Raw genomic sequence first — 12,523 nt, 5'->3', positions numbered from 1 at the left:
ATTTCTGGCTAGATAGAAGGCAAATGAAGCACGTAAAATTATTTATTCCGGGTCCGGTAGAAGTTTCTAAGAAAACGTTTGAGGCGTTTTGTCGACCGATGATTGGACATCGTAGTCAGGATTTTAAGGATTTGTATTCCGCAATTCAGCCACAGTTGCAGCAATTATTTTTTACTCAGCAGCCTGTTTATTTGAGCACGTCGTCGGCATGGGGTGTGATGGAGGGTGCGATTCGCAATCTGGTAGCGAAAAAGGTATTGATCTGTATGAACGGCGCGTTTTCGGATAAATGGTATGATGTGGCGTTGCGTTGCGGAAAGCAGGCAGAGAAATGTCAGGTAGATTGGGGGCAGCCGATTTTGCCGGAACAAATTGAAGCGAAGTTAAAGCAGGGTGGCTTTGATGCGGTCACTTTGATTCATAATGAAACGTCTACGGGAACGATGAGTCCGTTGGCCGATATTTGCGCGGTGGTGAAACAGTTTCCTGAAGTTTGTTTGATTGTGGATGCGGTATCGTCGTTTAGTGCGGTGCCCATTGAGTTTGATCAGTTGGGGATGGATGTGTTGTTGACGGGCTCGCAAAAAGCACTGGCTTTGCCTCCCGGCTTGTCGTTGTTTGCTTTGTCGCCACGCGCTTTGGAACGGGCTGCGCAGGTTAAGGAGCGCGGTTATTATTTTGATTTTTTGGAGTTCCAAAAAAATGGCGCGGAAAGTATGACGCCTTCAACGCCTTCGATCGGCCATATTTATGCGTTACAGAGTAAGCTGGATGATATTTTTTCGGAAGGCTTGGAGAATCGTTATATGCGGCATATGGCAACGAACCGTATGGTGCATGAATGGGCAAAAATAAAGGACTTTGCTTTATTCCCACGTTCAGGTTATGAATCGTTTTCTTTGACATGTTTGCGAAATGATTGTAATATTGATTTGCCGGTTGTGTTAAAGACGTTGCGATCACAATACGGTTTTGCCGTAGATGGTGGTTACGGAAAGGTGAAAGGAAAAACGTTCCGTATTAGTAATATGGGCGATGAAACCGTGGAAACCATGCAAGAATTATTACAAGCATTAAATCAGTTGTTATAAATATAATTTTTCTTGCATATGAAAAAAATTAATCTAGGAAGCAAGTAACCATGAAAAAAATATATTGTTTATTAGTAGCAACTTTAATTTTTGTCTGTGGCAAGGATTTTGTCTTTGCTGGCGAAGATATGAAGGGAACGATTTTAGAAAAAGATATCGCTTATCGTCCGAGAAAAGCACCTCGCGACACGCGTTGGGATCAAGGTAACTGGGAGTTTAGTTTTGTAACAGGCCCGTTTTTTGGTCCTGCAACAGGCGGTGAACGCGATAGAATTAGCTATTATGCGAATAGTTTGCGCGCAGCTTATAATTTGACCGATATTTTAGGCAGTAATGATGCTTGGTATCGCGGTAATGTTCAGTTAGTTGGCGAGTTGTTCATCGCTGAGATTTTCAATACGGTTGGCGGTGGCAGTATTGTTGTGGGGCCAAACGTGTTGGCGCGCTATAATTTTGTTCAACCCGGTTGGAAGATCGTGCCTTTTGTGCAAGCGGGTCCAGGTTTGGTTTATACGGACACGGATAATAACGCGATTGGTTCGCATTATTGTTTCCAATTAAATGGAGGAGCCGGATTACGTTATTTGATTAATGATGACTGGGCAGTTTCGGTTGAAGGTGACTGGCATCATATGTCCAATGCGGGCTTTGCTAAAAGTAATTTAGGCGCCGACGATCTTGGCGGGCAAGTTGGTGTGTCTTATTTCTTGCACTAAATTATGGGCAACTGGCGCTTGCTAGTTGCTTATGAAGGCACTCGTTTTTGTGGATGGCAACGCCAAAGTCATGGCGTTGCCATTCAAGCTTTAATAGAGGAAGCCTTACGCTCTATTTTGGGTAAAAGGGCAATTGTTTACGGGGCAAGTCGGACAGATTCCGGAGTGCATGCGTTGGGACAGGTGGCCCATTTTCAACAGCCTGGAGGCACTCGCGAGTTTTCAAGTTATGAATTATTGAAAGGATTGAATGCGAAATTGCCGCCACAAGTTCGAGTGTTGAGGCTGAAATCGGTGAGTGCTAAGTTTCATGCGCAATTTTATGCTAAGGGAAAGCATTATCGCTACCGAATTTATCATGGGAGAATTTTTCCGCCTTTGGAATTAAATCGCATGTGGCATTGTGTTTCGGAATTGGATTGGGAGGCGATGCAAGCAGCCGCTCCAGTTTTTATTGGGAGGCATGACTTTCATCCTTTTTCGGCCGTCTCTCGATCGGAAAGGAAAAATAAGGTGCGAGAAATCAAGCGGTTAGATTTGATTAAGAAGGGAGCAGAAATTCGTGTGGATATTGAAGGGGACGGTTTTCTTTATAAAATGGTGCGATTGATTGTGGGAACTTTAGTGCAAGTGGGTCGAGGACGATGCTCCAAAGAAGAAATTCAACGACGCCTGAGAAGTCGAGCGCGAGAACAAGATTTGTTGGCGGCGCCAGCACATGGTCTTTATTTGATGAAGGTTTTTTATTAAATCGGATGGATCTATGTTTCATGTGGTTTTAGTTGAGCCAGAGATTCCGCCGAACACTGGGAATGTGGCGCGATTGTGCGCGGCGACGGGAGCAGTATTGCATTTGGTGGGGCCTTTGGGATTTGAATTGAATGATGCAACATTGAAACGCGCTGGCATGGATTATTGGAAGTGGGTGCAATGGCATTATCACGATTCGTTGGAGTCAGTTTTTAAAAATAAATTACCGCAGGCCGCAATTTATTGTGTGGAGACATGGGGAGAGAAAAATTATAGCGATATAAAATTTCAGCCGGGCGATTATTTTATTTTTGGTCGTGAGACCAAGGGATTGTCAAAAAAAATAGTTGATTCCATGGCGGCGGAAGTTTTGCGAATACCGATTTGGCATGAAAATGCGCGCAGCCTCAATTTGTCGAATTGTGTGGCGATTGTTTTGTTTGAAGCGTGGCGACAAAATAATTTTAGTGCGCCGGCTTAAACGTTTTGACTGCGGGCTGTCCAGGCGCTGTAGGAGAATCGAGATAGCCATAGACTAGTTTAGCTCCTAGCAAAGGAAGAAGTTGTCGAGATAGATGAGCGAGTTTTCCCATGCCCATGCAGGCGACTGATTTATTAGCAAACTGAAGTTGAGTTTGCAGGAGTGTGAATAGTTGTGGGGTGGTGTCGCAGCGAGCAGCCACTTTATAAATCGCTGCTGATTCTTTTTGCATTTTATGAAATTGATTTTTTAGTTGAGAGAAAGTAGGTGTTTTTTGGAAAAAATGAGAGGAGAGAATGAGGGCGACTTTTTCTCTTTTAAGCTTTTTAAGCAATTTTGAAAAATGATGAATTTCGAGATATTCCAAATCTAAAGCGTCGATAAAGGGCAGAAAATCGAATAAAAGTGTTTCTCGTTGTTTAGGGGTTAGTTTTTTTTGACCGCCTTCTCGTGGAGAGCGCAAGGTTAATAAGACGGGATGTTTTCGTGTGCGAAGTTGTTTTTTAAGCTGATCGATTTGAGAAAGGGTTAAGGAAAAATAGTCTAAACGAATTTCAACAAGTTCGCATGGTAGTGAGGATTGTTGTAGATAGGAAAGGCCGGTTGGAGCGCTAATGACACCAACCCGTAGCCATTTTTTTCTCCAAGGAATTTTGCGAGCCATCTTTTTTATTATTCCGAATTTTGAAAAAAAGAGCGACTTTTATTTGTTGGCAGAAAAGGTGGCTCAATGGGGACGTTTAAGAAGCGGAGTTTCTTCGGACAAATTGAGGTGGGGTTCTTTGATGAGGAAAGAAATGAGTCGGCGCAGTCGCAGGCGGACGTCGATGGTTTCTAAAAGTCGCTGTTTTTGGTAGAGGTCATCGACAAAATTGTAACCAATCACATCAGCTAGAATACTCGGATCTTGAATATCATTGAGAAAATGCAAAATTTTATGAGGGGTTTCATGAGAGTGTTTAATGCGTTCCAGAGCTAATTCGATTGCTTTTATCATGAGTGCTTCGATTTCGAGACCGTTTCGATTGATGCTAGGCAGGATGCGAATTTTGGCCATGCGATAAGGCATGATTTGGATTTGTTTTATAATTTCAGCGCGTGCCACACCCTGAAGAATAAGATGAAAGGTTTCATCTTTGTTGTTAACACAGGCTCGGATTAATCCTACTCCTATAATGTTATTGGGTTCTGGGTCCTCTTGGTCGAGATGAAGATTTTTTGCGAGTGCGATGCCAAACATGCGTTGTTTGGTTAAACAGTCTCTTAACATTTCGCAATATTGCTGTTCAAAAAGGTAAAGCGGCAAGAAAGCGTGAGGGAAAAGTAGAGAATTCGGAAGGGTTAAGATAGGTAAAATAACAGGAATGTCTGTTTTACGGGTCACACTAAAAGTTACCCATTTCATCGCAGCTTGCAACTTAATCGATTGTGATTTTAACTTTTCTAATCGTATGGCTAAAAAAATAGGAGCTCTTATTTTGTCGGTTATTCTCGGTAGCACTGCGTTTCCACCTTGGGAATGGAGTGCGGGAGCTTGGTTGTTTTTAGTGCCTTTGATGTGGGTTGGCCGTTTGCCAGGTAGGGTTGCTGGGATGTATTGGCTAGGGGGTTTTTTGACATGGTTAATTACGATAGGTTGGGTGCATCATGTGACATGGCCTGGTGCTCTACTTTTATGCGCTTATTTAGCTTTGTATTGGGTGGTTTGGGGTTGGTTTTGGCAACATTTGTGTCGTGAGGTTCAGGCTTGGAGTTCTTGGCGAAATGTTACGATTTCTTTTTGGGCGGCTACAGGTTGGGTGGCTTTGGATTTTGTGCGGAGCCATTTATTTTCTGGTTTTCCATGGCATAAAATAGGCATTACGCAATATCATCACTTGCCTTTGGTGCAATTGGCTTCTTTGGGAGGAGTGGATTTAATTTCTTGGTTAGTGATTTTTGGAAATGCGATGCTTGCATTGACGGGAATTCGTTTAGTTCGAGAAATTCGACGCGAACAAAAAGTAAAATCGCACTGGGACTTTTCGGTGGCAGCGGTTTTGATAGGTATAAGTTTGGTGTGGGGCACGCAAAAAATGATTCGCAAGCCGGTAGAATCGGAACCTTTGGATGTTGTTTTGGTTCAAGGAAACGTGGCGCAAGACGAAAAATTTTCTCCTAAATGGGAAGCTCAAATTATTTCGCGTTATGTGAATTATACGCAGTTGGCGGAGGCACAGTCACCTGATTTAATTGTTTGGCCAGAAACCGCTACGGGTTCGACTTTTTTTAAGGATATTACTTTTACCTCGGAAATCCAAGGTTTGATCAAGGAAACGAATGCGAGTTTGCTTATGGGTGCTTTGGATTATGATGATGAGAATTATTATAATGCGGCTTTTTTGTTGAATGGGCAGCGGGACGATTATCAAGTTTATCGCAAGCAACATTTGGTTCCATTCGGGGAATTTCTTCCGGGGAGACGTTGGGCGCCATGGTTGGAAAATTGGATTCCGATACCCCTGGATTATCAACCGGGAAAAGGTTCGGGAATTTTAACTTGGACGAAAAAAGATAAAAAAATTCCTTTAGGGGTTTTGATTTGTTTTGAGGACACTATGTCTTATTTGGCAAGGGAACGAGTGAAGGAAGGAGCGCGTTTATTGGTAAATTTAACAAACGATGGATGGTTTAAAAATTCCTCAGAACCTTGGCAGCATGTTTTGAATGCAGTGTTTCGTTGTGTAGAAACGGGTTTGCCGATGATTCGTTGCGCTAATACCGGTGTGAGTTGTGTTATTGATGGAAATGGAAGAGTGGTACAACTTTTAACAGACGAACAAGGTAAAAAAGTGGAGGTGGAAGGGTTTCTTCGCGCTACAGTTTTAGTGCCACGCGATCCGCGCCCGACCTGGTTTTTGCGAGGCGGGCATTTTTTTTCTTTGTTGTGTTTCATAATTACGGGAGTATTTCTTACTTATGAGTTTTATCGATTCTACCGAATGGGCGGAGTTGCAGGAGCGTTACGAGCAGCTCAGGAGGTTTCTTTGACGAGCCAACTGCTAAAGCAAGATTGAGGCAGTTGGAAAGCCAAATGGCAGAGGCTGCCTTTTGGGAAAATAAAAATCAGGCACAACAAGTGATTGAGGAAGCGTCTAGTTTGAGAAATCGGTTGGAACCGTTTGAGGCTTTGGGACGACAGTTTCAGGATTTGCCTGTTTTGGCTGAGATGACCGAGGAGGTCGATGACGAAGCTTCACAGCGAGAGTTTGCACAAGAAAAAGATCTTTTGATTAAAAATTTAAATGAGCTTGAGCTGAATTTTTTGTTAGGAGGGTCGCATGATCGGCTCAATGCAATTTGTAGTTTGAATGCGGGCGCGGGTGGCACAGAAAGTTGTGATTGGGCGAATATGTTGTTTCGCATGTATCAACGGTGGGCGGAGTGCCGCGGGTTTAAGGTGGAGGTGACGGATTTAATTCCAGGTGAAGGCGCGGGCATTAAAAGTGTTACTTTTATTGTGAAAGGGGAATTAGCCTACGGTTATTTGAAGTGCGAGCGGGGCGTGCATCGTTTAGTGCGAATTTCACCGTTTGATTCGAATGCGCGACGTCATACTTCTTTTGCGGCGTTGGATGTGATTGCAGAAATTGAAGATGATTTGGAAATTGAAGTTGAAGATAAAGATATTCGTGTGGATGTGTATCGCTCGCAAGGTGCGGGAGGGCAAGGTGTGAACACAACAGACTCTGCTGTGCGGATTACGCATTTACCATCTGGATTAGTAGTGACGTGTCAAAATGAGCGTTCGCAAATCAAAAATCGTGCGACAGCTATGCGCGTTTTGAAGTCGCGATTGTATGAAATGGAAATGGATAAGCGTCGTGCGGAGATGGAAAAATATTATGGCGCGAAAGGGGAGATTGGTTGGGGTAGGCAGATTCGCTCTTATGTGTTGCAACCTTATCAAATGGTGAAAGATTTGCGCACGGGCGAAAAAACCAGCGACACGCAAGGCGTGTTAGATGGAGACATTGATGCATTTATTGAAGCGAAATTGAGAGGAAAAACGCGAGCGGACGAGAGTGAGGAAGATTTTTAATGGTGGTTTTGGGTTTGATAGATGCCTTTCTTCTTCCAAACATTAGATAAAGAGATATGAAAAATAAGTTGGACGAAATCATGATGTGGAAACGCGAGGAGGTGAAGCGTTTAGAAGCGCATGCTGACGAGTTGAAAAAGCTTGCGTTAAAGAGGAATGATTTTCGCGGTTTTCGTCAAGCTTTGCAGCAAGTGGATTTAGGGTTGATTGCGGAAGTTAAAAAAGCGTCACCTTCTGCAGGTGTGATTCAGGCGGAAGTGGATCCGGCGCAACAGGCGTTCGATTATCAATTTGGAGGAGCGCATGCGATTTCGGTTTTGACGGATGAAAAATATTTTCACGGACATTTGATGGATTTAAAAGCGGTGCGCGCCAAGGTGAGTTTGCCGTTGTTGCGGAAAGATTTCATGGTGCATCGTAATCAGATTTATGAAGCGATTGTGGCGGGGGCTGATGCGATTTTGTTAATTGTGGCGGGATTGGGTGTGGACGAATTAAGCGATCTTTATCAGGAAGCACGTGATTTGCAGCTGGATGTTTTGGTGGAGGTGCATGATTTGCGAGAAATGGATTGCGCATTGGATTTGGGGGCGGATTTGATCGGAATTAATAATCGTAACTTGCAAACGTTTGATGTTTCGTTAACAACAACATTGGAGTTGGCAGAGGAAGCGCCTTCGGATGTGGTGTTGGTTTCGGAAAGTGGGATTCGATCCCGAGAGGATGTCACGTTTGTGAAGGCGGCGGGAGTGGATGCGATTTTGGTGGGGGAAACGTTGATGCGGGCGACCGATGTGCGAGTAGTAATTCGGGATTTGTTAGGAGAGTTATGACACGAGTGAAAGTGTGTGGCATTACGAATGAACGCGATGCATGGGCGGCGATTGAAGCGGGCGCGGATGCGCTGGGTTTTATTGCTTATCAAAAAAGTCCGCGTTATGTGAATTATGAATCCATCGCGAGTTGGTTAGAAAAATTGCCGCCGTTCGTCACGCGAGTTGGGGTGGTAGTGAATACAACGTTGCACCAATTGGAGGATTGGCAGAAACGATTTCCAATCGATGCTTGGCAGTTTCATGGTAGTGAATCAGCGGAATTTATCGCGCAGGTAAAAGGTATTAAAAAAATTAAAGCTTTTTCGATGAGTCGAGAATTTTCTCACGCGCAAGTGCGGGATTATGAAGTGGACGCGTTTTTGTTGGACACGCCGTCGGAAAGTTATGGTGGTTCGGGAAAGACATTTGATTGGGAGTTGGCCACGAAATTTCGCGATCGGGTGGAGACGCCCATTATTTTATCGGGCGGTTTGAATGCAGAGAATGTGGCTCGAGCTATTGAGGAGGTCCAACCTTATGCGGTAGATGTGAATAGTGGGGTGGAATTTGAGCCGGGAAAGAAAGATGCGGTAAAGTTGAAGGAATTTTTTCGGATTTGTCGAGATAAGGCTTAAAAGTCTACAAGGCTTCTTTCTTAATTTCCTAGATTATAAGCTTTTTAAATTAAAGATTAGGCTACATTGAAAAATGGGACCTTTTTGGGTGTCATCCTTGGGCTTGGCCCGGGGATCCAGAGATATAAAGAATGGATTCCCGATCAAGTCGGGAATGACAAGAGGTTTTTCTTAGTTATGTGAGAGATAATTGAAGCACTTCGGATAGTTATGGTTCAAGCCCCAGGATGACATCGGATGAAGCTGACTTGTTTAACTAGCAGGTGAGAGATCTGTTTTGCACCAACCTTCCAAGTTCTGTTGTGACTTAAGTGCTTCGATTTCAGTCGATAGTGACTCTATTTTCATTCTGGCACGATCAAAATCGCGCAAAGCGTTCGTCAATGAGTTTTCTGTTTTTTTCATTCGCTTTTCTGCGATTTTTTTTCTTTTGGTTAATGCGCGTCGTGTTGCTTTGGTTTTGTGAAAGATTTTTTCCGTAAGACTTTTTACTTGATGTTCGTGGGTTTTGTATTTTTCTTTTATGGTATAAAGAGTGAGATGCCATTTGGAGATTTTTTCGTGTGTTGCTAGGATTCGATTCGCTTGATTTCGAGTTTGGCTTAAGGTGGCATTATTGCGATCTAAATCAAACTCCAAATTCGTTGCTTCATAATCGCAATAAATTTGTGATAAGGTGTGAGCGGTTTTTATGATTTCATCGTTGGAAGTCATTATTTCGTGCAGCGTTTTTTGAATGATTGGTTCAATAGCTTGTTCTGATTTGGGCAGTTGCTGAAGAACTGTTTCTGCTTCCGCTCTCATAGCAGTGGCTTCATCATAAATGGCAAGCGCGTCGTCAATGGCTTCGGCGTTTATTTGAGCGATGTCATTTAAAATGCTTTCACGCTCAACTTTTTTGAAAGTGGCGCGATAGTATTTTTGGTTTTTTTTGAGTTGTTTGGTTAAATAACTTACGTCTCTTTTGGGAGAGGTAAATTTCCTAATGAACTGTAGCAAGTAAGATTCCGATGGAATCGTTTTAGCTTCGTTTGATTTCCTAATTCCTCCTATTTCGTTAGTTAAGTAACTCATAGTAGGTTTATTTATTGTAATCTAAGGGAAAGGTAAGGCAAGGTAATTTTATTGTGGTGTTAGGTCAGTGGTGATTTGTGTGAAATTGCTCACTTGAGCAATTGGCGAAAGTGCGTAATCTATCCATTCTATGACGCCAACGCGAACGGTTCCTGATGAACAAGGATTTTTTGGAATTTATGGTGGGATGTATGTGCCGGAAACGTTGATTGAGCCTTTGAGGGAGTTGACGAAAGAATATCGGCGCGCGCAGGCGGATCCTCATTTTCAACAGGAGCTAAATGATTTGTTGAAAAATTATGTGGGTCGACCCACACCGCTTTATTTTGCGGAAGGGTTAACGCGGCATGTGGGAGGCGCTAAGATTTATTTGAAGCGGGAGGATTTGCTGCATACGGGTGCGCATAAAATTAATAATGCGATTGGCCAAATTCTTTTGGCGAAGCGGATGGGTAAGAAACGGATCATCGCTGAGACGGGTGCGGGTCAGCATGGGGTTGCGACAGCTACGGTGTCGGCGAAGTTTGGGTGCGAGTGTGTGATTTATATGGGTGAGGTGGATATGCAGCGTCAGGCTTTGAATGTGACGCGGATGCGGCTCTTGGGCGCGAAAGTCATGCCGGTAACGGTGGGGCAACGCACGTTGAAAGAGGCGGTGAACGAGGCGATGCGGGATTGGGTGACGAATGTTCGGACGACGCACTATATTCTTGGAACGGCTTATGGGTCGCATCCTTATCCTGAGATGGTGCGCGATTTTCAGCGGGTGATTGGTGATGAGGCGCGAGTGCAGATTTTGCAAAAGGAAAATCGTTTGCCGGAATATATTGTAGCTTGTGTAGGGGGAGGCAGTAATGCGATTGGTATTTTTACCGCTTTTTTACGGGATGCTGAGGTGAAATTGGTAGGTGTCGAGGCGGGCGGAATTGGAATTCGTCCGGGCAGTCATGCGTCGCGATTCCATGGAGGTAGTGTAGGAGTTTTACAGGGAACGCGCTCTTATATTTTGCAGGATGAAAATGGGCAAATTCTCAATACGCACTCGGTTTCGGCGGGTTTGGATTATGCTGCAGTTGGACCGGAGCATGCTTATTTGCGTGAATTGGGGCGTGCGGAGTATGTGTATGCAACGGATGAGGAGGCATTAGTAGCGTTTCAATTGCTTTCTCGAAGGGAGGGAATTATTCCAGCGTTAGAGTCGGCGCATGCCGTGGCACATGGTATGAAATTGGCGGAAAAACTGTCGCCGAATCAGATGATTTTAGTCAATCTTTCCGGTCGTGGGGATAAGGATGTGCAAGAGGTCGCGCGCCATTTGGGAACTTTATAAGGTTTTTAAAATAAAACTAAATTGAAATTTTTTAATCTTGTGTTTTATTACTTAACTTATGGCTGAAAATTCAACCGTTCCACCTGCTCTACGTCGACCCAACTCCACAGATTCTAATCAGCGTATGGCGCAAATTTTTAAGAATTATGAGGGGCCAAAATTCAGCCTGTTAAACAATAGTCTTGAAACGACAAAACAGGTCGCAATTGCTGATCTTAATAAGGAAACAAGATTTTATTTTTGTTATGAACTGGATGGAAAATTTTATTACGTGGATTATAATTCTGCGTTGAAACTTTCTTTGGATAAAAAGGTTCTTAATTTGGCAAAATCTCAACATAATGGCGCCATTTTTGCGTATAATGGAAACCTTTATACTAAAGCGGGTTACCTTTTAGTCGCAGAAAAGCAGATTACTCGAGTTGGTAACAATTTTTATTATCCTGATGCGAATGCAAAAAAATTAAACGTTTCTGAGCTGAAGCAAGAAGACACAGAAAATTTCTTTAAAAATAATAAAGGTGACCTTTATGAAAAGAGAGGGGATCTTTATTTTGATTATATAGACAATAATAAAGTCTATAATGCCCAAGGTGAATTGCTGCGACCAATCCAAAATCAGTCCATGGCAATATATTATCCTTTTGGTAAACCAACGGGAGTAAATAGTCGATATACTTCTGGCGGGGGCGATGTTAACCCTCAGGAGACGTCTCAAGCCTTTTATGTCCGTATGAAGGATACATTTTGGGATGAGACCAAGACGCTTGAGGAAGTAAAAGTATCTTTAAACATTAATTCATTTGATGGCAGGCTTTCCAATCGAGTGGATATTATTTTGAAGAGGCAAGCGGACGGCACTTTTATTTCTGACCCGTTAGCCTTTTCTTATTACCAAGCAGAGCCAGGTGATCGCTTGACCTTGTCTTATTCTACTATTGCAGGAGAAACCGTTACGGTTCCTGTAGGTGAGGTGGCCGTGGAGAAGGTAATTGAGTTAGATCTTTTTATACCGATTGATAAGAATACAAGTTATAGCTTAGCAAAAGCCCAGGAGCAGATTGATTATGCGAAGCAAAAATTGGGTGTTCATGGTATTCAATTGAAGGTGAATATTTTTGCGGCAGATAAACCTGATATGGATATTAGTAGGTCGGGGCTATCTCGTGCAGGTGTTCCAGTGCGTTTGACTGAAAAATTTCCCCAATCGAAAGGAATTAAAATGATGATGACACCGGGGCAGGATAATCAGGGTTTGGTTTTTTTGAGGGATAATTCAAGTGACCTTAAATCGCTCAATAGTTTTTTTGTGGCGCCGGATGGTCATCCCCAAAGGCCGTTAACAGATGATTATACGTTAAAAGCTCTTGTCAAAATTACTACGGGGCTTGATGTTAATATGTATGACACCAAGAATGAGTTTGTTTTAACTTCTGATGTAGTTAAGGCCATGAAAGCTTCTTCATTCGCAAAATCGCCAACCGAAATCACTCAACAGCCGGCTTTAACTCCTTGATTTTTTTATTTTTCAAGCGAAAGTAAATTTAAAT

13 protein-coding genes are annotated in these 12,523 nt (G+C 43.1%); 10 read left to right on the top strand and 3 right to left on the bottom strand.

Translation table 11 applies throughout. From position 1 onward, the window contains the following. Nucleotides 1–23: 23 nt before the first annotated feature. From K1X66_08510 to trmL, 4 genes are read left to right on the top strand one after another with little or no spacing between them, the layout of a single operon-like run. On the top strand, nucleotides 24–1,091 hold the full coding sequence (locus tag K1X66_08510) for an alanine--glyoxylate aminotransferase family protein (GenBank protein MBX7158409.1): 1,068 nt from the start codon (nucleotides 24–26) through the stop codon (nucleotides 1,089–1,091). Nucleotides 1,092–1,141: 50 nt separating this feature from the next. Beyond that, on the top strand, nucleotides 1,142–1,807 hold the full coding sequence (locus K1X66_08505) for an acyloxyacyl hydrolase (GenBank protein ID MBX7158408.1): 666 nt from the start codon (nucleotides 1,142–1,144) through the stop codon (nucleotides 1,805–1,807). A 3-nt stretch (nucleotides 1,808–1,810) separates the two neighbouring features. Further along, the gene (truA, locus tag K1X66_08500; protein ID MBX7158407.1) at nucleotides 1,811–2,557 is read left to right on the top strand and encodes a tRNA pseudouridine(38-40) synthase TruA; all 747 of its coding nucleotides are present in this window, start codon (nucleotides 1,811–1,813) and stop codon (nucleotides 2,555–2,557) included. Between the two features lie 13 nt (nucleotides 2,558–2,570). Next, the gene (trmL, locus tag K1X66_08495) at nucleotides 2,571–3,038 is read left to right on the top strand and encodes a tRNA (uridine(34)/cytosine(34)/5-carboxymethylaminomethyluridine(34)-2'-O)-methyltransferase TrmL (GenBank protein ID MBX7158406.1); all 468 of its coding nucleotides are present in this window, start codon (nucleotides 2,571–2,573) and stop codon (nucleotides 3,036–3,038) included. On the opposite strand, the gene K1X66_08490 is transcribed toward trmL, so the two are convergent. Both K1X66_08490 and K1X66_08485 read right to left on the bottom strand, forming a co-directional pair. Beyond that, nucleotides 3,022–3,702, bottom strand: coding sequence for a type I 3-dehydroquinate dehydratase (locus tag K1X66_08490; protein ID MBX7158405.1), 681 nt, complete (start codon nucleotides 3,700–3,702; stop codon nucleotides 3,022–3,024). The two genes, trmL and K1X66_08490, sit on opposite strands and share 17 nt — an antisense overlap. Before the next feature lie 63 nt (nucleotides 3,703–3,765). Next, nucleotides 3,766–4,443 carry an LON peptidase substrate-binding domain-containing protein gene (locus K1X66_08485; protein ID MBX7158404.1) on the bottom strand — a complete coding sequence of 226 codons (678 nt, stop codon included), beginning with the start codon at nucleotides 4,441–4,443 and terminating at the stop codon, nucleotides 3,766–3,768. Between the two features lie 46 nt (nucleotides 4,444–4,489). Here K1X66_08485 and lnt point away from each other — a divergent pair, with 46 nt between their 5' ends. The 4 genes from lnt to K1X66_08465 are packed head-to-tail and all read left to right on the top strand — an operon-like array spanning nucleotide 4,490 to nucleotide 8,569. Continuing rightward, nucleotides 4,490–6,094, top strand: a complete 1,605-nt coding sequence (gene lnt, locus K1X66_08480) for an apolipoprotein N-acyltransferase (protein ID MBX7158403.1) — start codon at nucleotides 4,490–4,492, stop codon at nucleotides 6,092–6,094. After that, nucleotides 6,010–7,119, top strand: a complete 1,110-nt coding sequence (gene prfB, locus K1X66_08475) for a peptide chain release factor 2 (GenBank protein MBX7158402.1) — start codon at nucleotides 6,010–6,012, stop codon at nucleotides 7,117–7,119. The genes lnt and prfB overlap by 85 nt, the downstream gene beginning before the upstream one ends. Before the next feature lie 56 nt (nucleotides 7,120–7,175). Next, nucleotides 7,176–7,952: an indole-3-glycerol phosphate synthase TrpC gene (gene trpC / locus K1X66_08470; GenBank protein MBX7158401.1), complete on the top strand. Its 777-nt coding sequence runs from the start codon at nucleotides 7,176–7,178 to the stop codon at nucleotides 7,950–7,952. Then, the gene (locus K1X66_08465; GenBank protein ID MBX7158400.1) at nucleotides 7,949–8,569 is read left to right on the top strand and encodes a phosphoribosylanthranilate isomerase; all 621 of its coding nucleotides are present in this window, start codon (nucleotides 7,949–7,951) and stop codon (nucleotides 8,567–8,569) included. The genes trpC and K1X66_08465 overlap by 4 nt, the downstream gene beginning before the upstream one ends. A gap of 252 nt (nucleotides 8,570–8,821) precedes the next feature. Here K1X66_08465 and K1X66_08460 read toward each other — a convergent pair whose 3' ends face one another. After that, nucleotides 8,822–9,643 carry a hypothetical protein gene (locus K1X66_08460; protein ID MBX7158399.1) on the bottom strand — a complete coding sequence of 274 codons (822 nt, stop codon included), beginning with the start codon at nucleotides 9,641–9,643 and terminating at the stop codon, nucleotides 8,822–8,824. A gap of 130 nt (nucleotides 9,644–9,773) precedes the next feature. Between K1X66_08460 and trpB the strand changes: the two genes are divergently transcribed. Continuing rightward, nucleotides 9,774–10,973 (top strand): tryptophan synthase subunit beta, encoded by a 1,200-nt coding sequence (trpB, locus tag K1X66_08455; protein MBX7158398.1) that lies wholly within the window; start codon nucleotides 9,774–9,776, stop codon nucleotides 10,971–10,973. Between the two features lie 58 nt (nucleotides 10,974–11,031). After that, nucleotides 11,032–12,489: a hypothetical protein gene (locus K1X66_08450; GenBank protein ID MBX7158397.1), complete on the top strand. Its 1,458-nt coding sequence runs from the start codon at nucleotides 11,032–11,034 to the stop codon at nucleotides 12,487–12,489. Nucleotides 12,490–12,523: the final 34 nt, after the last annotated feature.

This window comes from Verrucomicrobiia bacterium (assembly GCA_019694135.1).
Taxonomy (GTDB): domain Bacteria; phylum Verrucomicrobiota; class Verrucomicrobiia; order JADLBR01; family JAIBCM01; genus JAIBCM01.
The sequence above is the reverse complement of the archived record's forward strand: the minus strand, read 5'-3'. Positions and strand labels throughout refer to the sequence as shown.

What these genes read in the sequence shown, in the direction of transcription:
- trpC (MBX7158401.1), top strand. Translation starts at nt 7,176, where the DNA reads ATGAAAAATAAGTTGGACGAAATCATGATGTGGAAACGCGAGGAGGTG.
- trmL (MBX7158406.1), top strand. Translation starts at nt 2,571, where the DNA reads ATGTTTCATGTGGTTTTAGTTGAGCCAGAGATTCCGCCGAACACTGGG.
- lnt (MBX7158403.1), top strand. Translation starts at nt 4,490, where the DNA reads ATGGCTAAAAAAATAGGAGCTCTTATTTTGTCGGTTATTCTCGGTAGC.
- trpB (MBX7158398.1), top strand. Translation starts at nt 9,774, where the DNA reads ATGACGCCAACGCGAACGGTTCCTGATGAACAAGGATTTTTTGGAATT.
- K1X66_08465 (MBX7158400.1), top strand. Translation starts at nt 7,949, where the DNA reads ATGACACGAGTGAAAGTGTGTGGCATTACGAATGAACGCGATGCATGG.
- truA (MBX7158407.1), top strand. Translation starts at nt 1,811, where the DNA reads ATGGGCAACTGGCGCTTGCTAGTTGCTTATGAAGGCACTCGTTTTTGT.
- K1X66_08490 (MBX7158405.1), bottom strand. Translation starts at nt 3,702, where the DNA reads ATGGCTCGCAAAATTCCTTGGAGAAAAAAATGGCTACGGGTTGGTGTC.
- K1X66_08485 (MBX7158404.1), bottom strand. Translation starts at nt 4,443, where the DNA reads ATGAAATGGGTAACTTTTAGTGTGACCCGTAAAACAGACATTCCTGTT.
- K1X66_08505 (MBX7158408.1), top strand. Translation starts at nt 1,142, where the DNA reads ATGAAAAAAATATATTGTTTATTAGTAGCAACTTTAATTTTTGTCTGT.
- K1X66_08510 (MBX7158409.1), top strand. Translation starts at nt 24, where the DNA reads ATGAAGCACGTAAAATTATTTATTCCGGGTCCGGTAGAAGTTTCTAAG.
- K1X66_08450 (MBX7158397.1), top strand. Translation starts at nt 11,032, where the DNA reads ATGGCTGAAAATTCAACCGTTCCACCTGCTCTACGTCGACCCAACTCC.
- K1X66_08460 (MBX7158399.1), bottom strand. Translation starts at nt 9,643, where the DNA reads ATGAGTTACTTAACTAACGAAATAGGAGGAATTAGGAAATCAAACGAA.